Origin of the sequence: Nocardia uniformis NBRC 13702, from assembly GCF_001613345.1 — a bacterium.
In the GTDB taxonomy this organism is placed as follows: Bacteria; Actinomycetota; Actinomycetes; order Mycobacteriales; family Mycobacteriaceae; genus Nocardia; species Nocardia uniformis.
The window spans coordinates 1-25309 of record NZ_BDCE01000006.1 but is presented as its reverse complement, the minus strand read 5'-3'; the positions used below and the strand labels follow the sequence as shown (position 1 = coordinate 25309).

Sequence of the window (25309 nt, the reverse complement as noted above, 5' to 3'; positions counted from 1 at the left end):
AACATGATCATCGATCCGAGTGGGCGTGGACCGACCATGCGCCAGCTGCTCCTCGCTGGCACCTGCGGTCTCCTTGTGTTCGCCGTGATTCTGGGCTTCCTGTACGCCCGCTACCAGGGCAAATTCGTCGAAAAGGTGAATGTCACCGCCAATCTCACCACCACCGGTGACGGCCTGCCGGATCAAGCGGACGTGAAATTCCGCGGGGTGCTGGTGGGCGCGGTCAAGGATGTCACGGTCGCGGCCAAGGGCGAGCTGCAGGAAGTCAATATCGAACTGCGGCCGGATTACGCCAAGGGCGTTCCGGCGAATGTGACCGCTCGCGTGGTGCCGAGCAACCTGTTCGCGGTGACATCGGTCGAGCTGGTCTACAACGGGCCGGATTCCGAGACCCTGAAAGAGGGCTCGCAGATCTCCGAGGACCGCTCCAAGGGCACTCTCGCGCTGCAGGACACCCTCACCACGGTGCGCGATATTCTCAGCCGGATCGACCCGATCCAGTTCGGCCGGGTGCTCGGCACCCTGTCCTACGCGCTGGACGGCAGCGGCCGCATGCCCGGCTCCACCATCGAACGGGTGGACAGGTGGCTGCTGGCGGTGGACGAGTCCATCCCGGATCTCGGTGTGATGCTGGACGATTTCTCCAATTCGTTCCGGGCGCTGAACGCGTCCGCCCCGGAGCTGATGGGGGTGCTGGCCGATTCGGTGCAGACCGCACAGACCATCTCCGATCGTCGCGGTGAACTGGTCTCGCTGATCACCGGCACGTCGGGCACCGTGGATAAGGTCAATGCCCTCTTCGCCCGCAATCCCGATGTGGGCAAGGAGGTTACGAGCGGTACCAGTGCGCTGTTCGGTGCGATGTCGGAGGATCCGTCCGCGATCCCGCAGGCCATCGCCAATCTGAATACCGCTGTGCGGGCGCTGTCGAGCACCTTCACCTGGGGGCCGCAGAAGCAGATGGTGTGGAACGCGGGCATTACGTTCACGCCGTACAAGCCATACACGCAGGCCGACTGCCCGCGCTACGGCGAACTGGCCGCGCCCAGCTGTGCCACCGCACCGCTGGAATCGAGTCCGGGCGTGCTGCCGGAATCGATGCGGCCCAAGGCCCTCGAATCGGCGGCCGGACTGCCGATCATCGAGACCCCGCCCGGCTTCCCGACCATTCCGGGTCTCACCGGTGACGTCACCCAGCCGAATAGCCCCGAAGCCGCGCAGCCGAACAACCCGTTCGCCGGTACGCCGCTGGAGGGTCTGTTCCCGAACCTGACCCTGCCCCCGCCCGCCGCTCCGGCGGAGCAGGAGCCGGAGCCGGGGACCGTTCCGGCCTCCGCCGGGCCCATCTCCTACTCCGGAGACGACGCCGTCGCGGCGCTGCTGGGTCGTAAGCCGACCATTGCCGAGTACCTGTTGTTGAGCTCGATCCTGAGGGGTGGAACGTTGCAAGTGACCGAAACCGGAGGCGGCCGATGAGTATTCGCAAACCGCTGATCGGATTCAGTCTCTTCGCGGTCGTGGCGATCCTGGTGACCGCCGTCATCTGGAATACCCTCGCGCGCACCGTGGAGGGCTCCACCAATACCTATAACGCCACCTTCACCGATGTCCTCGGACTGCGGGAGGGCGACGACGTCCGCATGGCGGGTGTGCGCGTCGGCAAGGTCTCCAAGATCGAGCTCGACGATAAGAACAACGCCAAGGTGACTTTTATCGTGCAGCGCGATCAGTCGTTGTTCAATAACACCAAGGCCCTGGTGCGGTACCAGAACCTGATCGGCCAGCGCTATGTAGCGCTGGCCCCGGGGCAGGGTGGCGACACTTCGCAGTTGCGTAACAAAGGCTCGATTCCGATCGACCGCACCGAGCCGTCCTTCGATATCTCGGGTCTGCTCAACGGGTTCCAGCCGCTGTTCCAGGTGCTGTCCCCGGAGCAGGTGAACAACCTGTCGGAGACCTTCATCCAGGCCCTCCAGGGTGATGGAGTGTCGCTGAGCGCCTTCATCACCCAGGCCGCGGGTTTGGCCACGGACTTCCAGCGTCGGGACGCCATCCTGTCCGATGTGATCACCAACCTGTCCGGTGTCATGTCCGGATTGGCCAAGCGCGGCGGCGAATTGGAGACCCTGGTGGCTCAGACCCGAGCGCTGATCGGCGGTCTGTACGACCAGGGTCAGTCGCTGCAGACGTCGACGGTGCAGATCGCCGATGCCACCACCGCACTGGTCGATATGATGAGCCGGATTCAGCCCAAACTGGCGCTGGCACAGAGTTCTACGCGTGACGCGCTGACACTGCTGCTGGCCAATGGCGAAAAGTTGGACCAGGCGGCCGTCGACCTGCCTGCCATTCTGGCCAATGTCGGCAAGTTCAGTCAGAACGGCACGTACGCCAACGCGTACATCTGTTCGCTGGATGTGTCCCTCTACGGTGTCCTCTTCCCGCGCGGTGTGTTGACTCAGATCGGCGGCAAATCCCACTCGGCGGTGTGCCGTCCATGATTGACAAACTCAAGTCCCGCTTCAATAGCAATCGCAACTTCTGGCTGGGCCTGCTCGGCGCGGCGGTGATCGTGGTGCTGCTGCTGTCCTCCAGTATCGTTCGCTTCCTCGGCGTCGGTGAGCAGGACATCAAGGCCGAATTCGCGCAGACCGCCGGTGTCAAGGTCGGCGATAAGGTGGATATCTCCGGTGTTCCGGTCGGCCGGGTATCGGGTATGAAACTCGAGGGCGATCACGTGCTGATCACCCTGCAGGTCAACAATGATGTGAAGCTCGGTCCCGATGCGCGGGCGGCCATCAAGATGGCCACCCTGCTGGGCGCGCGCTTCATCGATCTGGATCCGGGCGACGGTTCCGGACTGCCGGGTAAGCGAATCCCCAAGTCCAATACCGACGTTCCCTACAACCTGGCCGATGTGGTGCAGGAGGGCACGCCGAAGTTCGCGGCCCTGGAGACCGGGCAGCTGGCCGAATCACTGAATGTGATCAACCAGCAGATGGCTGACAGCCCGCAGCTGCTGGTGCAGGCGCTCGACTCGGTGGGCGCGCTGGCCAAGACCATGAACGACCGCAAGGACGATGTCGACCAGCTGCTCAAGGATCTGGACAAGGTCACCCAGATCCTCGGCGACAACCGCAACAGCATGCTGCTGGTGATCACCCAGGGCGAGGCCATTGCCAATCGGGTGATGGAGCGGCAGACCCTGCTGCGTTCGCTGCTGGACAATATCGCCACCCTGAGCGGCCAATTGCAGGCTATCGGCACCGAGAACGACAACCAGTTCGGTCCGACCCTCATCCAGCTCAACACCATGGCGGAGGGCCTGCAGAAGAACAAGGACAATCTGGATCGATTGCTGTCGATCATGCCGCCGTCGGTACGGCAGTTCAACAATGCGTTCGGCAATGGCAACTACGGCGAGGTCGGTGTGCCGTGGCTGTTCCCGGACAACTGGCTGTGCTTCGCGCACGTGAACGAGGGGTGCCAGGGATGACGTCGAAGTTCTCGCGAATCGTCAAGGCGGCCATGGTCGGCGCGGTCGCCCTCGCCGTGGGCAGTTGCTCGCTCATACCGGTGGGGGTGAAGGACGCGGTCGGCCAGACCCAGCACTTCACCGCCGACTTCCTCAATATCGCGGGCATGTTCGAGGGCAACCCGATCACCGTCCTCGGTCTCGAGGTCGGTGAGGTCGACAAGATCGTGCCGAAGGGTCGGTATGTCGAGGTCCATATGACGGTGGACAAGGGCATCAAAATCCCGAAGAACGTAATCGCGGCATTGATCTCGCCGTCCATCGTCACCGATCGACATATCGAACTCTCGCCGGTGTACACCGGCGGCGACACCCTCGCCGAGGACGCGCATCTGACCACCGAGCAGACCAGGACCCCGGTCGAGCTGGACCAGATGATCAAGACCATCGACGAGTTCGCGGAGGCACTGAGCCCGCAGGAGGGTTCGGAGGGTATCGGCCCACTGTCCGGTCGAGTGCTCTACCCGATGCTGAACGGCCAGGGCGAGCAGATGCGCGACACCCTCAACGCGCTCTCGGGTGCGCTGAAGGTCGGTGTCGACAATAAGGACGCCGTCTCCAGCATCATTATCAAGCTGAACGAGCTGACCACCATGCTGGCCGAAAACGACCAGTCCGTGCGCGATTTCAGCGACAGGATGACGCAGATGTCCGGTCTGCTGGCGGAGCAGGCCCCGGGTCTGCAGGCCACCCTGGATCAGCTCAACGGCTTCCTCACCAATACCAGTGGCGCGTTCGCGCAGTACCAGGATGAGCTCAACGGCACCCTTACCGGTCTCACCAATGTCACCCAGCAGCTGCGCGACAATGCCAACGGTGTCATCGAGGTCGTGGATACCGCGCCCCTGCTCATGCAGAACCTGGACCGCTCGGTCAACCGCGAGGGTCGGTTCATTCGTCTGCACGCCGTCATCGGCACCGTTCTCTCCGGCGAGATCATCAGCCTGTTCTGCGAACGTATTCAGATGAAGGCGGACGGTTGCCGCACCGGCAAGATGGAAGATTTCGGACCCGATTTCGGACTTACCGCGGCAATGTTGGGACTGACACGATGAGTAACCGCTTCACCCGTGACACCCACCGTGCCAAGCGAATTCGCCGGGCCGTGGTGGCATTGGCCGCCAGTGTGGCGACCCTGACGGTTTCCGGTTGCGGTTTGACCGTTGAGGATCTGCCGCTGCCGAAACCCGGTGCGGGTGATGACACCTACACCGTGCACGTGGTTTTCGACAACGCGCTGAATCTGCCCGACCAGGCCAAGGTCAAGATCGGCGGCTCCGACGTCGGTGTGGTCAGCAAGATCGAGACCAAGAATTTCGAAGCGTTCGTGGATCTGGATATCCGTACCGATATCGAGCTTCCGGCCGACAGCACCGCCGAACTGCGCCAGGCCACCCCGCTCGGCGACGTCTTCGTGGCGGTATCCAAGCCGATGTCCGAATCGGGCCAAAAGCTGCTGAAGGACGGCGATACGCTGCCGCGCGAGAACACCTCCGCCGGTGCCACCGTCGAGGAACTGCTGCTGTCGATTTCGCTGCTGTTCAATGGCGGCGGTATCGCCAGCCTGTCCAAGCTCACCTCCGAACTGGACTCGATTGTCGGTGGTCGCGGTCCGCAATTGGCGCACCTGATCACCGAAATGACGGGTGTGACACAGAGTCTCAATGACAACAGCGCCCGGGTCGACGAGGTGCTCGCCGGATTCGGCGCGCTGTCGTCCACCCTCGAGACCAATCGCGGCGAGCTGGGCCGGGTAGCCGACAGCCTGCCGAGCATGATCGGCGCGATTGCCGAGAACAACCAGGCCATCGGCGATCTGCTCACCAGGATCTCCACCACGAGTGCGGCACTGGGCGATTACGCCAACACCACCTCGGATGATCTGGCCAGTCTGCTCGACAATGTGCAGCAGCTGATGGACGCTCTGGCGGCAACCGAGCCGAATATGGGCCCGATGCTCGACGCCCTGCACGAGATCCGTCCGAAGGTGGACGCCTCGTTCAAGGGCAATACGCTGGCGGTGGCGGCCACACTCACGATGCTCGATATCGGTCTGCTCACCGATCCGGCCAATAGTAAATTCCCGGATCTGCGCGATTTCAACGACTTCGGGGGCAGCCTGATCCAGGTGCTGCAGATCGTCTACGGTCGCATTACGGGGGGCCAGCGATGAGTTGGGTCAAACAGCATAAGAATTTGGTGTCGAATACGGCGCTGGTGCTCATCCTGCTGCTGGGCGCTTCCTATCTCGCCATCACCGTGATGCGGTTCAACCCGCTGCGCAATACCTACACGGTGACGGTCAGTCTCGACCGTTCCGGCGGTCTGCAACCCGGCAATGATGTGACGCTGCGCGGCTTCCGGGTCGGCAAGGTCACCGATATCGTGCTCGTCGACAGTGGCGCGGCGCTGGCCGCCACCGCGGAAATCGATACGAAGTACAAGATCTCCGAAGATGTCGAGATCGCCGTGCAGGCGCTGTCCGGTGCGGGTGAGCAGTACATCGACTTCCGTCCGAATACCGATCAGGGTCCATTCCTGCGCGATGGTTCGGTGGTGGCGTTCGATCCGGAGACGGTACGCACCCCCACCCCGGTGTGGTCGGTGCTGGATAATTCCAGCGCGCTGATCGCTCAGATCGATCCGGAGCAGTTCAGCGTTATCCTGTCCGAACTCGATACCGCCCTGTCCGGCGGCCCGGATCAGTTGCGCGCCATGATCAATGGCATCAGCCTGGCCACCGCCGGTCTGGACGGGCTACTGCCGCAGACCACGAATCTCATCGCGAATCTGCAGACCATCACCGCGACCACCTCGCTGGCCCAACCGGACCTGGGTACGCTGACCAGTAATTCGAGTGTGTTGTTCAATCAGTTCAACGACGCGAATGCCGAACTCCAGCGGATCCTGGATGAGGCGCCCGGTCAGATGGCGACCCTCGGTGCGGTGCTCGACAAGACCGCCGACCCGATGAGTACCCTGGCCCAGAACTTCGCGGCCATCACCAAGGCGGCGCAGCTGCGCGTTCCCGCGCTGCGGGCGCTGTTCCCGTCACTGGTGGTGGGTACTTCGGCCATGGGTGTACCCGCCCATGACAACGAGTTCTACACCATTGTCGATATCTGGCCGCGGCCGTTCTGCGCTTACGACACGAAGAGCGTGCGGCCGGATGTCGCCACCGAGAGCACCTTCCCGAAGTGGAATACCTGCGTCAACCCCTCGGCGGATCAGCAGATTCGCGGTTCCGCCAACGCCCCGCGTCCGGATGTGCCGAACAATGGTGCCAACCCGCCCGCGGACGCCGATCCGAACGACCGCACCCTGCCGCCGATCAAGTGAGAGGTGCCCGGCCGGGTGGGAGGCAATCGCCGGGCCGGGCATACTCGCTGAGAGAACCTAGACGGTGCGTCCGCAGCGCACCGGGAAATGTGAGACCTATTCATGTCGGATGACGCTGCCCAGGACAAGACAACCGAAAACGATTCGACCGCCAAGGCCGAAACCGGGGGCAGCGCCGACACCACGGCGAAGCCGGAGACCGAGGCGACGACCGAGGTGAAGGCCGCCGCTGAGCCGAAGTCCGATACGGCCGCCGAGCCGAAGGCGGACACGACCGCTGAGCCGGAGGCCGCGGCCACGCCGAGCCTCGACAAGAAGTCCGACGCTCCGGCCGCGGTGCCCGCCGCCAAGGTCAGGGAGCCGAAGGCAGCCACCCCCGCACCCGCTCCGGCTGCCGCCGGTGCCGGTGTGCCCGCCTCACTGCCGCTTATCGGCGCGTTCGCCGCGGGCGTCCTCTTGGTCGCGTCGATTGCCACCGGCACCTGGTTCTTCATGCAGAACCGCACCCATGTCAATGAGCTCGCGGCTCGCGATGACGCCAAGGCGGCCGCCTGCGAATTCGGCAAGGCGGTCTCCAATTACGACGCCAAGAACCTCGACGAATACTTCGATAGCGTCAACTCCAAGTCGACCGGGCAGTGGGGCCAGTTCTTCGGCGGTGCCACCGACGCCCTCAAAGAGGCCATGCAGAGCGTGAACGCTCGCTCCACGCTGGACGAGATCCACTGCGCCTACGAATCCGGTGACGAGAACAAGGCCCAGGTGGTCCTGATCATCACCCAGGTGCGTTCCAACTCGGTGGTGCAGGCGCCCGACATGCTGACCGTCTCCGGTGTGGCGGATATGGAGAAGAAGGACGGCAAGTGGCTGGTCGCCAACTTCGACTCGCCCGCGCTCAAGGGCCTGGCCCCGACGGGCAACGGTCAGCAGACCGAGCAGCCCGCTCCGACTACCGAGCCGGCCCCGGCACCGGGCAACTGACGCGGTAGCCGCAGCACCACGGACAGACCCCGGGCGACAGTGAATCGCCCGGGGTCTTTGCCGTCGTTGCGGAGAGTCTGCTCGCCATACCGGCAAGTCCTCGGCCGGAATCCACGTCGCGACACATCGACCGAGGGTGGTAAAAGCACGCCGGAATGACGCGTGACGGTCAGCGACGGGTCACAGTCAGTGACGGGTGACGGTGGGTGATGGTCAGTGACGGATGAGGGCCGGAACAGGGTGAAGGTCAGAACAGGGTGAGCGCGTCCGGGTCCGGTGCCTTCGCTGTGGGGCGACGGCGCAGCGTTCCGGAAGCTGCGATGGTGGTCGCGAGTGCGCCGGGTTCGGCTGCGGCCGATTGGCCCGAGGCGGTGACCGAATTGGCCTGGGCACTGGTTTCAGCCGAGGCGGACATCGATTCGGCCGGGGCGGTAACCGAGCTGGTCTTCGCCGAGCTGGTCTTCGCGCTGACCGGCTTCCGAGTGGCGACCGGCTTCGTTGTGCGAGCGGCGGTCGCGCGAGGCACAACAGGGATCGGTGTGGTGGGCGCCGAATCGACTTCGGGGCCGGTATCGGTCGGTTCGAACTCGGCCAGATCCGGGTCGGGCAGGGCGCTCGCGGCGACCGCGCGCGCGGCCTCACCGCACAGTTTGTCGGCCATCTCATTGAAGTAATTGCCGACGTGCCCGCGTACCCAGCGGAATCGCACGGGTCCGGGTCGGCTGGCGATGGCTTCGTCGATCAGCCTGATGAGCTCGACGTTCTTCACCGCCGCGCCGGTGGAGGTGCGCCAGCCATTGCGTCGCCAGCCATTGATCCACTCCGAGGCGCATTTGATGGCGTAGAGGGAATCGCTTTCGATGAGCAGAGGTTCGGAACCGGTATGTGCGCGAACGGCCTCCAATAGCGCACGTAGCTCGGCGATTTGATTGGTGCCCGAGGGAGCTCCGCCGCTGGCCGATCCGCCCGCGTGATTCACCCAGGCCCAGCCGATGGCGCCACCTGGATTACGCAGGCACGATCCGTCGGTGCTCACGATGATCATGCTTGGCACCCTACGCAATCCGACCGACAAGATCCGTTCCGTGGAATTCCTCTATCTCCCTTCGCAATTGCGATTCGGTGCGTCGCACCGCCGATTGTACGGCGGGATGGAGCATTCGCGAGCACAGGCGACCCATAAGACCGGGCGGTTCGAAGTACTCCGCCTCGGAGGTGATCACGGATCGACCGTAGCCCAAAGGATCGAAGCGCAGGCAGATGGCCACCAGTGGGGAGTCCGCAGGCGCCGCCTTCCCCGGTCGGCGCCTGCGGAGTGTGAACTCGATGACGGCGTTGCGCCGGTACTCGGTGATCTCACACTCGACCGTTGGATGCCACGGGCCGACCCGCAGCCTGCATGCGAAGGTAGCTCCCGAACCGTGGTCGGTATCACCGACGGGTTCGAAGGCTGCGACGAGGAAGGCCCAGTCAGGCACGAACGTATGGTTGTCCGTGTACCTGAACGCGACCTCCACGGGCGCTCCGACGTCGCTCGCGACTTTGATGTGGCCCATAGGTGCTCCCTGTCCCACGGCTTCGCTAAAAGTACTACATCCATCCTCTTTATTGTCAGGGTTACCGGTGGATAACTTGCGATGGCACAGCGGAATCGCTGAATCGTTGCCGGAATGGCAATAAGTGGTCAGGCGTCCAATTCATTGACGATGTGATCGGCGATGGGCAGCGCCGAGGTGGCCGCCGGTGAGGGCGCATTGAGGACGTGCACCGATCGTGCGGTTCGCTCGATCAGGAAGTCGTGGACGAGCGTGCCGTCGCGCAATACCGCCTGCGCCCGGATGCCCGCCTCGCGCGGCCGCAGATCCTCGATGGTGAGTTCCGGGCAGTAGCGCCGACATTCGGCCAGGTAACCCCGCTTGAACAGCGAATTGCGCAGTTCGCGCAGGCCCGTTCGCACATTGGCCGCGGCCACCCGGTGGAAACCAGGGAATCCCAGCACCTCTCGCGCGTCCCGCGGATCGATGCTGCCCTTGCGGTAGCCCTCCCGTGACAGTCCCAGCACCGCATTCGGCCCCACCGTCAGGTCGCCGTCGATGGTCGGGCTCAAATGCACGCCCAGAAACGGTAACTCGGGATCGGGAATCGGGTAGATGAGTGTTCGGACCAGACCCTGACGGGCGGGCGGTAGCTGGTAGTACTCACCCCGGAACGGCACGATCCGCAGCTCGATCCGCAGTCCGGCCATCCGGGCCATCCGATCGGCCTGTAGCCCGGCGCACGCCACCAGCCGACGTGCCCGCCACGATCCGGCGGGACCGGAAACGGTTACCGCGTCGCCGCTTTCATCGATGGCCGTCACCTCGGCCCCCACCACGATCTCGCCACCCGCGGTCCGCACCCGGGTCGCCAGCGCCTCGGTCACCCGCCGATAGTCGATGATCCCGGTGTCGGGAACGAACAGTGCGCCGACTCCGGTCACATGGGGTTCGCGTCGCACCAGCTCGGCCGCATCGAGCAGCTCCACCTCGACACCATTGGTGATCGACCGCTCGTACAGGGCCAGCATGCGCGCGTGTTCGGCGGAATCCGTGGCCACCAGGAGCTTGCCGCAGACCTGGAAGGGAATGTCGTGGGCGATCGCGAATTCCTTGGTCCGCCGCGCACCCTCGCGGCACAGCCGCGCCTTCAAACTGCCGGGCTCGTAATAGATTCCCGAGTGGATGACACCGCTGTTGTGCCCGGTCTGATGCCCGGCCAGCGCATCCGCCTTCTCCAGCAGCAGCAGACTCGCGCCGGGATGCCGGGACAGGACTCGGTGCGCCGTGGCCACACCGACGATCCCGCCACCGATCACGCAGTAGTCGTACAGTATTCGAGACCTTGGAGATTCGTTCCTCGGCCGCGATTGACTCCGCCGGAGGCGAAGAAGCGGTACTGCGACCGCGTCGTGTGGGACGCTCCCGCACCCAGGTCGGGTCATACCGCCACCGAGTGGTGAATCCCCGATCCAACTGCGCAAGTACCCGATCCCTGGACCATGACAACCAGCCAACCCGATCCCCGGAACGTCCGAGGACATTGCGGGCGGCATCGACATCGGCCAGGAGTCCTCACAATAGCGTTAACTACCAAGTCAATACATCGAAATGCGATGGATCGAGGAACTAGTTGCGACATCTGAGGAAGTGTCACACAGCGGTGAGGTCCGCGGGTTCGGGCGCGCCGGGATGTTCTAGCTCCCGCGTATCGGATGGCACCGCACGATCGGTGCCCGCCGTATCGATCGCTTCCGGTGACGGCGTGCTCTCCACTCGCTCGGGAACCGGCTCCTCCGCGTTGGTGGCGGCCGGTGCTGGGTGGCGTGCCAGCTGTACACCGACCCTGCCGAGCGCTGAATCGGAGACGACCAGTGTCACCTCACCGCGCTTCATATCGAATTCGGTGTGCAGCCGGGTGGTTCCGGCCGGGCCGATGTCGAGCTGTTCAGCTACCCCGCTGGGTAGAACCATGTCGATGACCGTGCCGAACACATTGGTGTCCAGTGTGACTGCGACCGAATTGCGTAGTACCGGAACGACTTGCGCGCCCAGGTAGGTAGTGCCCAGCCGCAGATTTCCGGTGAATCCGGGCGAATTCGGCTGCTGCCGATCCGCTGCGCCGGCGGAAGGCTCGTCGACCAGCACCGTGGATTCGCGGGGCAAGGCGGCGAAGATCGATGCGAGCCCGATACTTTCGGCAATGGGCGCGATATCGACACGGTCGACGCTCCCGCCCGGCCCGGGATTCCAGGTGGGTTGGTTCGGTGCGGGTGGTGCGGCGATCGCGGCTTCGGGCCGCTGCGCCGCCGCCATCTCATTGGCGATATAGCTACCCGCGGCGACGGTGAGGCCGATACTGGTCATGCCCGCGGTGACAACTGCGGTGTGACGGAGAATCTGTGCGGCGCGCCGAGCTTTCCGGGCGGTCGCGCTCCGCGTCGCGACGTACTGCGACATTGGTGCGGTCCTTTCCCTACTCCCCTGCTCCCCTGCAGCGAACGACCCGCACCATTGAAAGTCGTACGCGCGTCCAGGTTACGGTGCCGCGCGGTTACACCAGTTCACGATGAGAGCAGGATCACAGCTCGGCAAACGGGGTATCGCGGGGGTTTCCGGAAGCCGGCGCGGGGGTAAATATTTCGATAGCTGGCGAGCGTCATTTTCGACTGCCATCGAAAACCTCCGGCCAACGGCGTCCGGTCGGCACCAGGCACGGCGCATCAACGGTGACGCTCGCCCGCTCCCGTTCCGGGGGTCGGAGGTTACGGCAGGTCAGGCGAACTGACCTGCCGTTCGGCCTTTTCCGGGGGGACCGGCGAAAGCCTGTGCGAGGGTGAGCCATTCGGTGGCATCCGGGCCGACGGCATGGAGCGCCAGGTCGTCGATATGGCGGCGCTGGGTGACGAGCTGACAGAAATCCAAGGCAGATCCGGTGATTCGCTGTGTCGCAGCCTCCGGCCCCCAGGTCCACACGCTGCCGTCGGGTGCGGCGAGTTCGACGCGGAAGTCCTCGGCCGGTGCGGTACGTCCGTGCACCAGGTAGGCGTAGTTGCGGGTGCGCACGCCGAGATGGGCGATATGGCGAATTCGCGCGGTCGGTGTGCGTTCGATGCCGAGTGCGTCGGCGACATCCTGTCCGTGCGCCCAGGTCTCCATGAGCCGCGCGGTGACCATGGAGGCCGGGCTCATGGGCGGGCCGAACCACGGAAGTTTGGTGCCGGCGGCAACATTGCGCAGCGCCTCGACCAAAGCCGTTCGCCGGGTGCGCCATTCGGCGAGCAGTTCCGGGGCAGGTGTGGTGGCCTTCGCCTCGGCGGCCTCGTCCACGAAGGTGAGCGCTTTTGGTGCGGCGGCTTCCACCAGTGCGGCGAACGTGGCGCTATCGGTGGCCGACAGCAGTGCGACCTCGTCGGTCCAGGCGAGGTGGGCGATCTGATGGGCAATGCTCCAGCCGGGCGCGGGCGTGGGCCGCTGCCATTCGGTGGGATCGAGGTCGGCGACCAATCGGTCCAGGTCTTCGCACTCGGCGGTGAAATCACCGAGCAGTGCCTCTATGTCCACAGTTCCGCCTCTCCGAATCTTCAGCGCGGGGCTGAGAGCCGTTGATATTTATGCACGCGTGCCGGCGGTTGGGTGCCGAACCGATTGTGGGCGTACCCGGGGAGTTACCCCTACCGTTGCGAAATCAGTTGTCGCGTTCGTGATCGCTAGCATCGCAGCGGGGTGCGGAAAATGCAAGCACGCGTGCTGGTTTTCGCTGTCGTCGTGCTACCAGCCGAAGAGGATTAGGTGCATGGCGCCGACGCCCAGGCCGAGTATCGCACCGTGCAGGTACAGCAGCCAGGCGTCCTGTTCCACGGAGGCGTAGAACATCTCCATGAATTCGCCAGGAGTGAGCTGCTGGAGCTTTCGGGCGGCGAATTCATTGATCTTCTCGGCCTGTTCGGCCGCGAAGGCCTCGTCCTCGACCAGGCTGGGGGCGAGTCCCACCGCCGCGCCGACCGCCCCGACCTTCAGATTGTCGAACTGCCGCCGACCGAACGCGGCGCGCACCATCGAGGTGGCCGGACCCAGCTGGCGGTGGATGGATTCGGAGATGAGCCGTTCCAGTAGCTGCCGGGTCTTATCGCCATTGGGTCCGTCGAGCAGTTCCTTGGCCAGATTCGGCAGGGTCAGCACCTGGTAGGCGAGGATATGTGCCAAATCCTCGGCCGCCTCGGGCTGCCGCTTGGCCAGCAGCGCCTGCTTCCACAGATACTTGTAGCGCGGCTGTGGATCACCGGGCTCGAACACCATCTTGACGGCAATGACATTGACGATTACACCGATGGCCGCCGACACCGCCAGCACAATGAACCAGCTGGGCAGCCAGCCGATTACCGCAATGTCGTGATGCACACTCAGATACAGCGCCAGCAGCACACCGAAGGGTGCGCCGAGCAAGCCGATGCGCACCATGAACTTCAGTTCGGGAGCGGCGATGGTGGTCGTCAGGTCCTTGAGGATGTACGGGTTGTCCCGCAGGTACCGGATGACGAAATCCTTGATGTCGATGAGCTGGTCGACATTATCGCCGAGGTGTTTGAAGGACAGCCGTGCCAGCGCGGGCAGTTCGCGCTCCACCCGCTGGTAGATGATCTGCCGCACCGCGCGCGGTGCGGTGGCCCACAGCTCCGGGTTCTCCCGGTTCATGATCTCGTCGACGATTGTCTCGACCTGTTTGCGCGCGATCTCGGCGATGTAGTCGGCAATACCCTCGAGGTCGAGTTCGTGGATGAAATCGCGGGGACTGCCGATCCGCATGAGCGCCTTGTCCACACAGATACTGGCCATCTTCTCGGCGCGGGCCGGAATGAAGCCCTGGAATCCGAGTTCTTTGCCATCCGGAGAGAAGGTCGGCAGCACCTGGACCCGGCGCGGGAAGTAGGGGTAGAGAATATCGAGGCCCGGAATGCGGAAGCCCTTGAAGTGGATCGGCCAGAAGAGCATGAGCACGCCGGTCCAGTTGGTGAGCCACCCGGCGACACCGGCGAAGAGCGCGAAACTCACCAGGTCGACGACGAGTTTCGGCTGGCCGGTGAGTTGCTCCCAATCAATGAAGAGCCCCGAGGCCAGTATCGTCATCGCAGCGTCCCCCTGCAGCCGTGCCGGTGGTGAGAAATAGTGTGGCTAACACTCTCACCGGCATCGGGTGCTGTCAAAAGGGTCGGCCGCTGTTTTCGGGCTAGTCGCGCGAGGTCTGCTCACGCGGTGAATACTTTGGTCGGTCGACCAAGACGACGAAGGGTGAGGGAAATTGAGTGTGGATCGCCGCGGCTTTCTTGCCGGAGCCACCGCAGTAGCGGGCGTCACCGGAGTCGCCTCGCTGACCGGGGTCGCGCCTGCCGCACCCGTCGAGGGCCTCGTCAAGTCGCCCCTTCCCACCGGCTCGTCGCTGCGCATTCTCGTTACCGGTGACGCGGGTACCGGCGCGCGCCCGCAGTGGCAGGTCGCCGACGCCATGCGCGCCCGGCACGCCAGCACACCCTTCTCGCTGGCGCTGGGACTGGGCGACAATGTCTACGAATCCGGCCCCTGGTCCGATGACGACGCCCAATTCGCCGCCAAATTCGAGGATCCCAACCACGGCCTGGATTTCCCGTGGCTCATGGTGCAGGGCAATCACGACAACAGTTCGGTCCTGCCGGGTGACGGCGGCTGGCTGCTGCGCGGTGACCATGAGGTGGCCTATCACGCGCGTTCGGCGCGGTGGTACATGCCGTCTCGCTATTACTCGGTGCGAATCCCGCAGGAGCAGCCGCTGGTCGAATTCTTCGTCCTGGACCTGAATCCCATCGCCGCCTATCTGCCGCCGGTATTCGCGCCCTACTGGGCGGCGGACGGTCAGTTCATGACCGAGCAGGCCGCCTGGCTCGATCGCGCGCTCGCGGATTCGACCGCCGAGTGGAAGATCGTCCTCACCCACCACCCGTACCTCAACAATGGCGGGCATGGGAACGCGGGCAATTACGAGGGCTTGAATATCGAGCCCATCAACGGGATTCACGTGAAACGCTTCTTCGAGAACCACGTGCTCGGCCGCTGTCAGTTCCTCTTCTCCGGCCACGACCACTCGCTTCAGGTGCTGGACCCGACCGTGGACACCAGGGGTACCCGCCAGCTCATCTCCGGTGCGGCCGCCAAATCCATTCACGGTGACCGCGCCAAGGGGCAAGCCCCGAATCCGGCCCTGTACGAGAACTACGAGGACCTCGGCTTCATGGTCTTGAACCTGGATGCGGGCGCGGCCGATCTCGAGGTGGTCACCGTGAACCTCGCCAGCGGCGAATCGACCACGGCCTTCCACCGCCGCCTCGCCTGATTCCCCCGCCATCCCGTCATTCCGGCGTGCTTTGGCCGGAATCCACACCCTCAGGGCCGGAGCACGATCCGGATCGGATTGCCCTCCTTGGCTTCCAGCGCGTGGACGGCCTTGGCGGCATCCGCCAGCGGCACCACCGCGCTGACCGAGCGCGCGAAGTCGATCCGACCCAGCCCCTGCAGCCGCACCAATTGCGTGACGTGCTCCGGCGCCGATCCGTAGTGCCCGCGCAGCTGCTGCTGGAAGAAGCTGAACGCCGTCCCGCCGGTAATGCTGATCGGCTTATCCGTGAGTCCGACGAGTACCAGACGTCCCTGCGGCGCCAGGCAGGTCACGGCCTGTTCACGGACCGCCGCGACCCCGGCGAAATCGAACGCGGCGGCGAGCCCGCTACCGCTCGCGGCCCAGATCTTCTGTCGCAGTGCGGGATCGGTGGGATCGAAGGCGAAGTCCGCACCGAGTTCCAGCGCCCGTTCCCGCGCGGCCGGAAGCGGATCGACGGCGATAATCGGTGCGGCGCCGATGACGCGCAGCAGCTGCACCCCGTGCGCCCCGAGGCCGCCGACCCCCCAAACACCCACCGGTTCCGCCGGTTTCACCTCGGCGGTAGCGGTAATCGCCGCCCATGGTGTGGAAACCGCGTCCGGAATGAAGCAGGCCTGCTCGAATGGCAGCTCATCCGGAATCGGCACCAGGGTATCGACGCGCGCGAGCGTGTACTCGGCCCACCCGCCGTCGTAATCGACGCCCCGGGTGAAGGTCGCGCCATTGCGAAGCTCCCCGGCCTGCAACAACACTCGATCCCCGACCCGCGCGGTCGTGACATTCGGTCCGAGGGTGTGCACCGTGCCCGCCACCTCGTGTCCGAGGGTCACCACATCACCCTTCAGGAACAGTGGCGTCAGGGTTCCGTCGATGAGGTGTACGTCCGACAGGCATACCCCGGCGGCTTCCACCTTGACCAGCACCTGGTCCGGGCCCGGTTCGGGGATCGGAACCTCTTCGAGTTCCAGTCGTCGCTGCGGTCCCAGATGCAGTCGCGCGGCCAGCATGGTCATCGGTTCCTCCAGATGATCGATAGTCCCCTCGGCGACATGGTAGGCCGGGCGGGCGGGCGGCACGCTGACGCTCTTTCGAATCTGGATCTGCCACTGCTCATTCGAGATGCCGCGCACGGGTCTCGGAGGGGTCGATCCGGAACTCCCCTACGAGCCCGCACAGCTGCGTGATCTGTTGGATCGGGCTCGTAGCCAAGGCGCATGGCTCCCGCTGTCAGCGAAACGATGCAAGAACGTTGCGCTTCGAACTCGAGTGGTTACAGTCGAGGGATGGGCATCGAGTGTTCGAGCACTGTCGAGGCACCGCTGGTCGAAGTCTTCGACTGGTTCGCACGGCCCGGCGCATTCAGTCGACTATCACCGCCTTGGCAGCCGATGTCGCTGGTGGAAGAGGCAAGCTCGCTGGCCGACGGGCAGGCCGTGCTGGCGTTACCCGGTGGGCTGCGCTGGGTCGCACAGCATGACCCGAGCGCCTACGACCCACCGCATCGATTCGTCGACCAGGTTGCGACCGACGGCCCCGCCTCGCTACCGATGGGGCTCGCGGTGCGATGGCGGCACACCCACGATTTCGAGGCGGTGGACGCCGAGCACACGCGCGTAGTCGACAAGGTCGACACCCCGGTCCCGGCCGCAGCGCTGCGCTCGACATTCGACTACCGGTACCGGCAGCTGGCCGGTGACCTCGCCGCGCACCGGCTCGCCGCCGCGCACGACTTCGCGCCGTCGACCGTCGCCGTCACCGGCGCATCCGGTCTGGTCGGTACGGCCCTGACCGCTTTCCTGAGTACCGGTGGCCACACCGTAATTCGCCTCGTTCGACACGCCCCGCGTAATTCCACTGAGCGGCAATGGAATCCGTCCGATCCCGCACCGGACCTGTTCGACGGTATCGACGCGGTGGTGCACCTGGCCGGCGCGTCGATCGCGGGCCGATTCACCGAGCAGCACAAGCGCGATATCGGCGACAGCCGCATCGGCCCCACCCGTGCGTTGGCCGAACTCGCCGCCCGCGCGGGTGTACCCACCGTGGTCAGCGCCTCGGCCATCGGCTACTACGGCTACGACCGCGGCGACGAGATACTCACCGAGGACACCGGTCGCGGCGACGGTTTCCTCGCCGATGTCGTCGAAGCGTGGGAGGCCGCGACCGCGCCGGCCGCCGAAGCCGGGGCACGGGTGGTGCGGATCCGCACCGGCATTGTGCAAACTCCACGGGGTGGCACCCTGCGTCTGCTCCGTCCACTGTTCGCCCTGGGCCTCGGCGGTCGGATCGGTGACGGTCACCAGTGGCTGTCCTGGATCGGAATCGACGATCTGATCGATGTGTATCACCGTGCGCTGTGGGACAACTCGTTGTCCGGCCCGGTGAATGCGGTGGCCCCGCACCCGGTGCGCAATAGCGAGTACACCAGCACACTGGCCTCGGTACTCCATCGACCGGCGCTGCTGCCGGTACCGAAGTTCGGACCGGCGCTACTGCTCGGCGCGCAGGGTGCGCGCGAGCTCGCGGCGGCCAGTCAGCGCGTGGACCCGTTACGACTCGCGGTTGCCGAACATCGTTTCCGCACAGCGGATCTCGATCGGACGCTGCGGCATCTGCTGGGAAACCGGCCGACGGCAGCGGACACGCCGCCGCCGGTTAGCAGTAGCTGAACATCGATTTCGCATCGGCGACCGCGATTTGGGTGTTCGGTGCGGCGGGGGTGTGGGCGAACCGGTGGATCAGAGCAGGCGGTCGACCGTCTCGCTCAGGCTCTCGACGCGCACGACGGCCTCCGGCAGGATAACGGCCTCCCAACCGGGGCCGCCGACATAGACGTCGGCAGCAGCGGCGGTACAGACGCGTATCGCCGAGGTTCGCGCGGTCGGCTCGGCCTGCGACCAGAGCACCACGCGGGCTCCGCTTTTCAGGCGGCGAAGCGCATCGGTCAGCGCCTCCGTCGGAACATCGGCCCCGAGCATATGCGCGCCCACCCCGTGTTCGGCCAGCGCCGCGCGCAAGACCTCGAGCGGTAGTGCGTGTGCCTCGCCGCTGGTGCAGGCCAGTACCACCGTGGCCGGATCCACGGTTTCCGGCGGCGGATTCGTGCGATGCAGCACCGAGGTGATGCACCACGACAGCAGATGTTCCACATCCACGCAGCCCTCACCGCTGCCCTGCCGCGCGACGATATCGGCGAATGCGGGGCGGCACAGGTCATTCCAGGTGTCGGCTACGCCGAACTCCCGCACATGGGCGGTGACCAGGCGGGACACCGTTCTCGTATCGAGGGCGAAAGCGGCGGCCAGTAGTGGCGAAATATCACCACGTGCCGGGCGCGGACCGCGTACCGTCTCGGCCGCTCCGCCTGGGCTGGCACCAGCCCGCACCCGGGCGATCATGCGTTCCAGAACGGCGATATCGGCCTCCGAGTAGAGCCGATGCCGCCCCGGTTCATGCCGATCCGGTCCGATCCCGTAGCGCTGGTTCCAGCTCCGAAGCGTGGCGGTCGGTATGCCGAGACGTTCGGCTACCGCGCGCACCGTATATCCGGCCGCGTCGTCACGGGGAGCGGGGCCGGCGGGCATTGCCCCATTGTGCCCCCGACTCGACGACGTCCGCGCGGCCCGGGGTTGCCACGCCCAGGAGGCGCGGTAGCCGCATATCCGTCATCGCCACTCCCGTCGGCCGAAGATATATGCATCGAGCAATGATCAGGTGCGCGGCCGCTCCAGAATCCGCGACATGACGATATTGCTGCGGGTGCGGCCGACCCGGCTGTTCTCCCGAATGCGCTCGACGGTCCGCTCGATCTCGGCCATATCGGTCGCCATCACATGTACCAGCGCGTCGGCCTCACCCGCGATGGTCCACACGCCCACCACCTGAGGAATCGGTTCCAGGCTGCGGCGCAATTCGGCCGGGGTGATGTTGTCGCGGTAGTAGACCTCGACGTAGGCCTCGGTCCGCCAGCCCAGCGCGGTCGGATTGACCATGGCCGTGAACCCGGTGATCTGCCCGCTGGCCACCAGTTTGTCCACGCGCCGCTTCACCGCCGGGGCCGACAGCCCGACCACCGCGCCGATTTCCTGGAACGATGCGCGCGCCTGCCGCAGCAGGTGGCCGAGAATTCGCCGGTCGATCTCGTCCATGGATGCGCCCTCTTCCGGGTAAACAACGATTCGCTGCTTTCGGGGAAATCTACGCAACGAATCGTGGTTCTCCACGCAACGCTACGCCCAATACGTTCGTGTCAACGTTGTGTCGTCGATTCGGAGGAGTCCCGTTGACATCGCTAGCCACCCTCCGAGCCCCCGAACCCTCCGGTGCCCGCCGTCCCACCCCGCGGCGCTACCTCATGTGTCGTCCCGACCACTTCGACGTCTATTACGCCATCAATCCGTGGATGGACGCTACCTCCCCCGTCGATCGTGACCTCGCGCTGGCGCAGTGGGACACCCTGCGCGCCACCTTCGAACGCCACGGCCACCGCGTCGAAACCATTGCCGGTGAGCCCGGCCTGCCCGATATGGTCTTCGCCGCCAATGGTGGCCTGGTTATCGGTGAACGTGCGCTCTCGGCCCGCTTCGCCAATGCCGAGCGCGCCGCCGAAGGTCCGGCCTACCACCGCTGGCTCACCGATCAGCGCCTGACGCGGGTGCACGCGGCCACCGAAACCAATGAGGGTGAAGGCGATTTCGCCGTGGTGGGCAATCGCATCCTGGCCGGGTCCGGCTTCCGCACCTCGCACGCCGCGCACCGTGAGGCCGAGAAATTCTTCGACCGCCCGGTCATCTCCCTGGACCTGGTGGACCCCCGCTTCTACCACCTCGACACCGCTCTCATGCCCCTCGGCGACACCATCGCCTTCTATCCCCCCGCCTTCACCCCGGACAGCATCCGCCTCCTCACCGCCCTCTACCCCGACGCCCTCATCGCCACCGACGCGGACGCGAATGTCCTGGGCCTCAACGGAGTCTGCGACGGCTACCACGTCTTCCTCACCGGCCGGGCCACCACCCTCCCCGCCCAACTCCGCGACCGCGGCTACCTCCCCATCGGCATAGACCTCGCCGAACTCCTCAAAGCGGGCGGCAGTGTGAAGTGCTGCACCATGGAGCTGCACCCCGCGCACTGACCGATTCCCACCCCGCGACGCGTTCACCGTCGGCGAACGGAAGATCGGAACAAGACCACGGGGCGCCAGGTTGAGTAGATAACGCTCAACCTTGGAAGGGGTCGAAGACGTGACTACACCTCAGAACCTGCCGGTCCTGTTCCTGACCGATCCGATCGTGCTGCCCGGCATGGTCGTGCCGATCGAGTTGGACGAATCCGCGCAGGCCGCCATTGATGCCGCGCGTGCCGGGAAGGTCAACCAGGTGTTGGTCGCTCCTCGGCTGGACGAGGGCTATGCCTCCTACGGCGTGGTGGCGACCATCGAACAGGTCGGCCGCATGCGGGGCGGTGCGCCCGCCGCGGTGTTGAAGGCCGAGCGGCGCGCGAAGATCGGGCACGGTGTGACCGGGCCCGGGGCGGCGCTGTGGGTGGAGGCCGAAGAGGTCGATACCCCCGCCGCCGATGGGCGCACCCGAGAACTCGCCGATGAATACAAGAAGCTGGTCGTGGCGGTGCTGCAGCGTCGGGAGGCGTGGCAGGTCATCGATGCGGTGAACCAGCTCGAAGATCCGTCCACCATTGCCGATGCGGCCGGGTGGGCGACCTACATCTCCGATGCGCAGAAGCGGGAGCTGCTCGAAACTCCGGATACCGCAGCGCGTTTGACCAAGCTGATCGAGTGGACCAAGGCGCATATCGCCGAGAGCGAGATCAGCGAGAAGATCAGTGAGGATGTGCGCGAGGGCGTCGAGAAGACGCAGCGCGAATTCCTACTGCGCCAGCAGCTCAACGCGATTCGCAAGGAGCTGGGCGAGGACGAGCCCGACGGCGCGGAGGACTACCGCACCCGGGTCGAGAATGCCGAGCTGCCGGACGATATTCGCGAGGCCGCACTGCGTGAGGTCGGTCGCCTGGAACGGTCCAGTGATCAGAGTCCGGAGACGGGATGGATCCGGACCTGGCTCGATACCGTTCTCGAACTGCCGTGGACGGTGAAAACCCAAGACAGCACCGATGTTTCGGCCGCCCGCGCCGTCCTCGACGCCGACCACCACGGTCTGGACGAGGTGAAGGACCGCATGGTCGAGTACCTGGCCGTGCGCGCCCGGCGGGCCTCGCGCGGATTGGAGGTCGTGGGCGGTCGCGGCTCGGGCGCGGTCATGGTGCTGGTCGGCCCGCCCGGTGTGGGTAAGACCTCGCTGGGTGAATCGGTGGCACGGGCGCTGGGCCGCAAGTTCGTTCGCGTCGCCCTCGGCGGCGTGCGCGACGAGGCTGAGATCCGCGGTCACCGGCGCACCTACGTCGGTGCGCTGCCCGGTCGGATCGTGCGCGCCATGAAGGAGGCGGGATCGATGAATCCCGTTGTCCTGCTGGACGAGATCGACAAGGTCGGCTCCGATTTCCGGGGTGATCCGGCAGCGGCGCTGCTCGAGGTCCTGGACCCGGCGCAGAACCACACCTTCCGCGACCACTACCTGGACCTGGATCTGGACCTGTCCGACGTGCTGTTCATCGCGACCGCGAATGTGCTGGACACGATTCCCGGCCCGCTGCTGGACCGCATGGAATTGATCACCGTGGACGGCTACACCGAGGACGACAAGGTGGCCATTGCCCGAGACTTTCTCATCCCCCGGCAGTTGGAGCGCAACGCGCTGACCGCCGAGGAGGTGTCGATCACGGACTCGGCACTGCGGGAGATCGCGGCCAACTACACCCGGGAAGCCGGTGTGCGACAGCTGGAGCGGTTGCTCGCGAAGGCGCTGCGCAAGGCGGCGACTCGACTGTCCTCGGACGATTTCGAGGAAATCGTCACCGCCGGACTGGGTTACGATATGTCACTGGGGTACGAGAAGGCGACTTCGCTGACCATCGACCTCGGGGATCTGAAGGAATACCTGGGCCGACCGCGCTTCACCCCGGATGGCGTGGAACGCACCGCGGTCCCCGGTGTGGCGACCGGACTCGCGGTGACCGGTATGGGTGGCGATGTCCTCTACATCGAGGCCAATGCCGCCGAGGGTGAGCGTTCGCTGGCGCTGACCGGTCAACTGGGTGATGTCATGAAGGAGTCGGCGCAGATCGCCCTCACCTACGTGCGCTCCCACCTGGAGGAGATCGGTATCGAACCGAAGGTCCTCGATCGCAATATCCACATCCACTTCCCGGCGGGTGCGGTGCCGAAGGACGGTCCTTCGGCGGGCGTCACCATGGTCACCGCCCTGGTGTCGCTGGCGCTGGGTCGGCAGGTGCGCTCGGATGTCGGTATGACCGGTGAGGTCACGCTGAACGGTCGGGTGCTGCCGATCGGTGGGGTCAAGCAGAAGTTGATGGCCGCACAGCGCAATGGCCTGAAGACCGTGTTCATCCCGGCCCGCAATGAGCCGGATCTGGACGAGGTCCCCGCCGAGGTGTTGGCCGCCCTGGATGTCCGCCCCGTCGCCGACGTGGCCGAAATCCTGGCCTACGCCATCGAGCCGGTTGCTGAACCGGCGCTGGATGGGCGGAAGCTGGCCGCCAGCGCCTGAGGTAGCTGCCTCGCGGAAAGCCTACGCGCCACACGTGTTTCACATGAAACATGTGTGGCGCGTAGGCATTTCATTGATAATCCCTGGTCAGCTGCGGCCACCGGTATCGAGTTCACGGTCCACCGACCGGGTGGTGCCCTGTGCGACGGCGCACAGCACCTGGTCGCCGTGCGCGTCAACGGCGTAGATTTCGCAGTGGCACACCGCTTGCCGACGGGTTGCTCCGGTCACGCTGGCGATCGCGCGCAGCCGCGCACCGCTGGCTGGACGCAGGTAGGTAATGGTGAATCCACCCGTAAGGACATTGGCCCCCAACACCGTTCCGGCCGCATAGGTGAGGGCATTGTCGGCCGCGTAGGACAGCACGCCGCCGTGTACATAGCCGAACTGCTGCCCGAGCTCCGGGCGAATGGGGATCTCCAGGGTGGCCGATCCGTCACCGAAGGCGGTGATCTCCGCGCCTACCAACTGGCTGAAGGGTTGGGCGGCAAGGACTTGGCGGGCCGAATCGAGGTCGAGCGTGACGGTCATGGGTGGTCTCCGTGGTCGTCGGTGCGTGGTGTACGCAGTGCCTGCCAGGCGGCATCGGCCAGTACCCCGGCCACTTCGGTTGGCGCGGTGACGATTTCCCCGCCCAGCCACATGCGGGAGTACTGCTGCGCGGGGCCGAGCCACAGTGCGTACAGCAGATCGAAGTCGAGGTCGCGCACGATGCCGTAGCCGGCATGGGTGCGCCACCAGCGCGCGGCATTGCGCAGGAACTCCCGATTGCTCTCGCTCTCCCGCACGCCCGGTGGTCGAGCGGAGGTGAGAACCTTTGCGCGGTACTGGTTCTCGGTGACCCACCGCAAATGCTCGAGCACCCCCGCCCGCACCCCCGATTCGGCATCGACGCTATCGCCGATCGCCTGCCAGAAGTGCTGCTGATAGTCGGCGAGCGCATTGCTCCACACCTGTCGATACAGGTCGGCCTTATCCGGAAAGTGGTGGTAGAGCGCGCCGACGCTGGCCCCCGCCGCATCCCGAATCTGATTCAGTGTGGCATCCAGCGCACCCTGCTCGGCGAACTGTCGCTCGGCTGCCAGCAGCAACCGATCTCGAATCTTCATATCCAGAATTTAGTTCTGTTTCGTGGGCGGCACAAGACCCCTGATCCCGATCGGAACCGGCTTTCGGAATTCAGCTCAGGCCCGGGCGCGGCCCTTCAGCACTGCCCACAGGTATCGGTACGGGTAGCGCGCCTTCACCACGCCCGACTCCACCTGACCGGACACCCGTATCACCCGCGCACCGGGAAAGGCCCGCTGCTTCACCCGATTCACTACCCGTCCACCGTCGGTTCGCACCTCGTCGAGGTGCACCCGCCACCCGCGCGGGACAATCAACAGCACGGTCCCCGCTCCGACGGCAACCCGCATATCGATCTCCCGATGCGGACAGAACGCCCGCGTGAAATCGACTGTGACAGAGCCGGATGGCATATCCGCGACAATCCGCGGCGGAACCGCCCACTGCCCATTGACTTTCCGCCGCCCCCCGCCCGAGCGCAGTTCCAACAGATCGGATTTCACAGCCGCCGTCCGCCGCTGCCCCTCGGAACCGCTCACCAATGCTCCTCCACGAAAAACTGGGCCCGAGCATACGACGCCCCACCCCTTCCGGACACGAACCGTTATGCCCCCGATACCCACTCCGAAACCGAGCCGCCGCTGCGATGGTTTGCCGAGGCAATACCACCCGGCTCAGGTTGTCGGGAGTTCAGGGCGAAGCCCCTGCCAGCCTCCAGAGTCGGATGCGCCGAGGACCGGTGCCGTCCGGTGGGTTGGGGATTCGGGCGTAGCCCTCGAGGGCACCGGGGAGTCGGATT

Annotated in this window: 22 protein-coding genes and 1 pseudogene; 11 read left to right on the top strand and 12 right to left on the bottom strand. The window is 65.3% G+C overall.

What is annotated here, in order from left to right; genetic code table 11:
* Nucleotides 1-3: 3 nt before the first annotated feature.
* From NU1_RS01095 to NU1_RS01065, 7 genes are all read left to right on the top strand, one after another.
* Nucleotides 4-1476 carry an MCE family protein gene (locus tag NU1_RS01095; RefSeq protein WP_067516398.1) on the top strand — a complete coding sequence of 491 codons (1473 nt, stop codon included), beginning with the start codon at nt 4-6 and terminating at the stop codon, nt 1474-1476.
* Nucleotides 1473-2501, top strand: a complete 1029-nt coding sequence (locus NU1_RS01090) for an MCE family protein (RefSeq protein ID WP_067516396.1) — start codon at nt 1473-1475, stop codon at nt 2499-2501. The genes NU1_RS01095 and NU1_RS01090 overlap by 4 nt, the downstream gene beginning before the upstream one ends.
* On the top strand, nt 2498-3496 hold the full coding sequence (locus NU1_RS01085; protein ID WP_067516394.1) for an MCE family protein: 999 nt from the start codon (nt 2498-2500) through the stop codon (nt 3494-3496). The genes NU1_RS01090 and NU1_RS01085 overlap by 4 nt, the downstream gene beginning before the upstream one ends.
* Nucleotides 3493-4590, top strand: coding sequence for an MlaD family protein (locus NU1_RS01080; RefSeq protein ID WP_067516392.1), 1098 nt, complete (start codon nt 3493-3495; stop codon nt 4588-4590). The genes NU1_RS01085 and NU1_RS01080 overlap by 4 nt, the downstream gene beginning before the upstream one ends.
* Entirely contained in the window at nt 4587-5708 is a 1122-nt protein-coding gene (locus NU1_RS01075; RefSeq protein WP_067516390.1) for an MCE family protein, read from the top strand. Before NU1_RS01080 ends, NU1_RS01075 begins: the two co-directional genes overlap by 4 nt.
* Nucleotides 5709-5734: 26 nt before the next feature.
* A complete protein-coding gene (locus tag NU1_RS01070) occupies nt 5735-6874 on the top strand; it encodes an MlaD family protein (protein ID WP_307642651.1) in 1140 nt (379 codons plus the stop codon).
* A gap of 102 nt (nt 6875-6976) precedes the next feature.
* Nucleotides 6977-7855, top strand: a complete 879-nt coding sequence (locus tag NU1_RS01065; RefSeq protein ID WP_084520867.1) for a hypothetical protein — start codon at nt 6977-6979, stop codon at nt 7853-7855.
* 609 nt (nt 7856-8464) lie between these two features.
* On the opposite strand, the pseudogene NU1_RS01060 reads toward NU1_RS01065, so the two are convergent.
* The 6 genes and pseudogenes from NU1_RS01060 to NU1_RS01035 all read right to left on the bottom strand — a co-directional run.
* Nucleotides 8465-8900: pseudogene (locus NU1_RS01060) on the bottom strand (ribonuclease H family protein); the annotation flags it as partial.
* 10 nt (nt 8901-8910) lie between these two features.
* On the bottom strand, nt 8911-9411 hold the full coding sequence (locus tag NU1_RS01055) for an SRPBCC family protein (protein WP_067516386.1): 501 nt from the start codon (nt 9409-9411) through the stop codon (nt 8911-8913).
* A 128-nt stretch (nt 9412-9539) separates the two neighbouring features.
* Entirely contained in the window at nt 9540-10709 is a 1170-nt protein-coding gene (gene lhgD / locus NU1_RS01050; RefSeq protein ID WP_245719891.1) for an L-2-hydroxyglutarate dehydrogenase, read from the bottom strand.
* A 334-nt stretch (nt 10710-11043) separates the two neighbouring features.
* Nucleotides 11044-11850 (bottom strand): hypothetical protein, encoded by an 807-nt coding sequence (locus tag NU1_RS01045; RefSeq protein ID WP_067516384.1) that lies wholly within the window; start codon nt 11848-11850, stop codon nt 11044-11046.
* Nucleotides 11851-12165: 315 nt separating this feature from the next.
* Nucleotides 12166-12954, bottom strand: coding sequence for a TIGR03084 family metal-binding protein (locus NU1_RS01040; RefSeq protein WP_067516382.1), 789 nt, complete (start codon nt 12952-12954; stop codon nt 12166-12168).
* Between the two features lie 207 nt (nt 12955-13161).
* On the bottom strand, nt 13162-14517 hold the full coding sequence (locus NU1_RS01035) for a DUF445 domain-containing protein (protein WP_067516381.1): 1356 nt from the start codon (nt 14515-14517) through the stop codon (nt 13162-13164).
* 172 nt (nt 14518-14689) lie between these two features.
* On the opposite strand from NU1_RS01035, the gene NU1_RS01030 reads away from it, so the two are divergent.
* Entirely contained in the window at nt 14690-15754 is a 1065-nt protein-coding gene (locus tag NU1_RS01030; protein ID WP_067516379.1) for a metallophosphoesterase, read from the top strand.
* A gap of 50 nt (nt 15755-15804) precedes the next feature.
* Here NU1_RS01030 and NU1_RS01025 read toward each other — a convergent pair whose 3' ends face one another.
* The gene (locus NU1_RS01025; protein WP_307642594.1) at nt 15805-16929 is read right to left on the bottom strand and encodes a zinc-binding dehydrogenase; all 1125 of its coding nucleotides are present in this window, start codon (nt 16927-16929) and stop codon (nt 15805-15807) included.
* A gap of 153 nt (nt 16930-17082) precedes the next feature.
* Here NU1_RS01025 and NU1_RS01020 point away from each other — a divergent pair, with 153 nt between their 5' ends.
* Nucleotides 17083-18468: a TIGR01777 family oxidoreductase gene (locus tag NU1_RS01020; protein ID WP_067516377.1), complete on the top strand. Its 1386-nt coding sequence runs from the start codon at nt 17083-17085 to the stop codon at nt 18466-18468.
* Nucleotides 18469-18537: 69 nt separating this feature from the next.
* Here NU1_RS01020 and NU1_RS01015 read toward each other — a convergent pair whose 3' ends face one another.
* Together NU1_RS01015 and NU1_RS01010 are read right to left on the bottom strand one after the other, a co-directional pair.
* Nucleotides 18538-19383 (bottom strand): MerR family transcriptional regulator, encoded by an 846-nt coding sequence (locus NU1_RS01015; RefSeq protein ID WP_067516374.1) that lies wholly within the window; start codon nt 19381-19383, stop codon nt 18538-18540.
* 126 nt (nt 19384-19509) lie between these two features.
* Nucleotides 19510-19947 carry an Lrp/AsnC family transcriptional regulator gene (locus NU1_RS01010; RefSeq protein ID WP_067516371.1) on the bottom strand — a complete coding sequence of 146 codons (438 nt, stop codon included), beginning with the start codon at nt 19945-19947 and terminating at the stop codon, nt 19510-19512.
* Nucleotides 19948-20081: 134 nt separating this feature from the next.
* Here NU1_RS01010 and ddaH point away from each other — a divergent pair, with 134 nt between their 5' ends.
* Nucleotides 20082-20933 carry a dimethylargininase gene (gene ddaH, locus NU1_RS01005; protein WP_245719890.1) on the top strand — a complete coding sequence of 284 codons (852 nt, stop codon included), beginning with the start codon at nt 20082-20084 and terminating at the stop codon, nt 20931-20933.
* Nucleotides 20934-21102: 169 nt separating this feature from the next.
* Entirely contained in the window at nt 21103-23442 is a 2340-nt protein-coding gene (lon, locus tag NU1_RS01000) for an endopeptidase La (RefSeq protein WP_067516557.1), read from the top strand.
* Nucleotides 23443-23529: 87 nt separating this feature from the next.
* On the opposite strand, the gene NU1_RS00995 is transcribed toward lon, so the two are convergent.
* From NU1_RS00995 to NU1_RS00985, 3 genes are all read right to left on the bottom strand, one after another.
* Nucleotides 23530-23973, bottom strand: a complete 444-nt coding sequence (locus NU1_RS00995) for a PaaI family thioesterase (RefSeq protein ID WP_067516367.1) — start codon at nt 23971-23973, stop codon at nt 23530-23532.
* Nucleotides 23970-24551 carry a TetR/AcrR family transcriptional regulator gene (locus tag NU1_RS00990; RefSeq protein WP_067516365.1) on the bottom strand — a complete coding sequence of 194 codons (582 nt, stop codon included), beginning with the start codon at nt 24549-24551 and terminating at the stop codon, nt 23970-23972. Before NU1_RS00990 ends, NU1_RS00995 begins: the two co-directional genes overlap by 4 nt.
* 75 nt (nt 24552-24626) lie before the next feature.
* Nucleotides 24627-25049: a hypothetical protein gene (locus tag NU1_RS00985; protein ID WP_157551920.1), complete on the bottom strand. Its 423-nt coding sequence runs from the start codon at nt 25047-25049 to the stop codon at nt 24627-24629.
* Nucleotides 25050-25309: the final 260 nt, after the last annotated feature.

Bases quoted from the DNA above. Each gene is read 5' to 3' on its own strand.
- NU1_RS01095 (WP_067516398.1), top strand. From the start codon at position 4: ATGATCATCGATCCGAGTGGGCGTGGACCGACCATGCGCCAGCTGCTC.
- NU1_RS01090 (WP_067516396.1), top strand. From the start codon at position 1,473: ATGAGTATTCGCAAACCGCTGATCGGATTCAGTCTCTTCGCGGTCGTG.
- NU1_RS01075 (WP_067516390.1), top strand. From the start codon at position 4,587: ATGAGTAACCGCTTCACCCGTGACACCCACCGTGCCAAGCGAATTCGC.
- lon (WP_067516557.1), top strand. From the start codon at position 21,103: ATGGTCGTGCCGATCGAGTTGGACGAATCCGCGCAGGCCGCCATTGAT.
- NU1_RS01035 (WP_067516381.1), bottom strand. From the start codon at position 14,517: ATGACGATACTGGCCTCGGGGCTCTTCATTGATTGGGAGCAACTCACC.
- NU1_RS01015 (WP_067516374.1), bottom strand. From the start codon at position 19,383: ATGCCCGCCGGCCCCGCTCCCCGTGACGACGCGGCCGGATATACGGTG.
- NU1_RS01055 (WP_067516386.1), bottom strand. From the start codon at position 9,411: ATGGGCCACATCAAAGTCGCGAGCGACGTCGGAGCGCCCGTGGAGGTC.
- NU1_RS00995 (WP_067516367.1), bottom strand. From the start codon at position 23,973: ATGACCGTCACGCTCGACCTCGATTCGGCCCGCCAAGTCCTTGCCGCC.
- NU1_RS01020 (WP_067516377.1), top strand. From the start codon at position 17,083: ATGGGCATCGAGTGTTCGAGCACTGTCGAGGCACCGCTGGTCGAAGTC.
- NU1_RS01065 (WP_084520867.1), top strand. From the start codon at position 6,977: ATGTCGGATGACGCTGCCCAGGACAAGACAACCGAAAACGATTCGACC.
- NU1_RS01010 (WP_067516371.1), bottom strand. From the start codon at position 19,947: ATGGACGAGATCGACCGGCGAATTCTCGGCCACCTGCTGCGGCAGGCG.
- NU1_RS01080 (WP_067516392.1), top strand. From the start codon at position 3,493: ATGACGTCGAAGTTCTCGCGAATCGTCAAGGCGGCCATGGTCGGCGCG.
- NU1_RS01045 (WP_067516384.1), bottom strand. From the start codon at position 11,850: ATGTCGCAGTACGTCGCGACGCGGAGCGCGACCGCCCGGAAAGCTCGG.
- NU1_RS00990 (WP_067516365.1), bottom strand. From the start codon at position 24,551: ATGAAGATTCGAGATCGGTTGCTGCTGGCAGCCGAGCGACAGTTCGCC.
- NU1_RS01085 (WP_067516394.1), top strand. From the start codon at position 2,498: ATGATTGACAAACTCAAGTCCCGCTTCAATAGCAATCGCAACTTCTGG.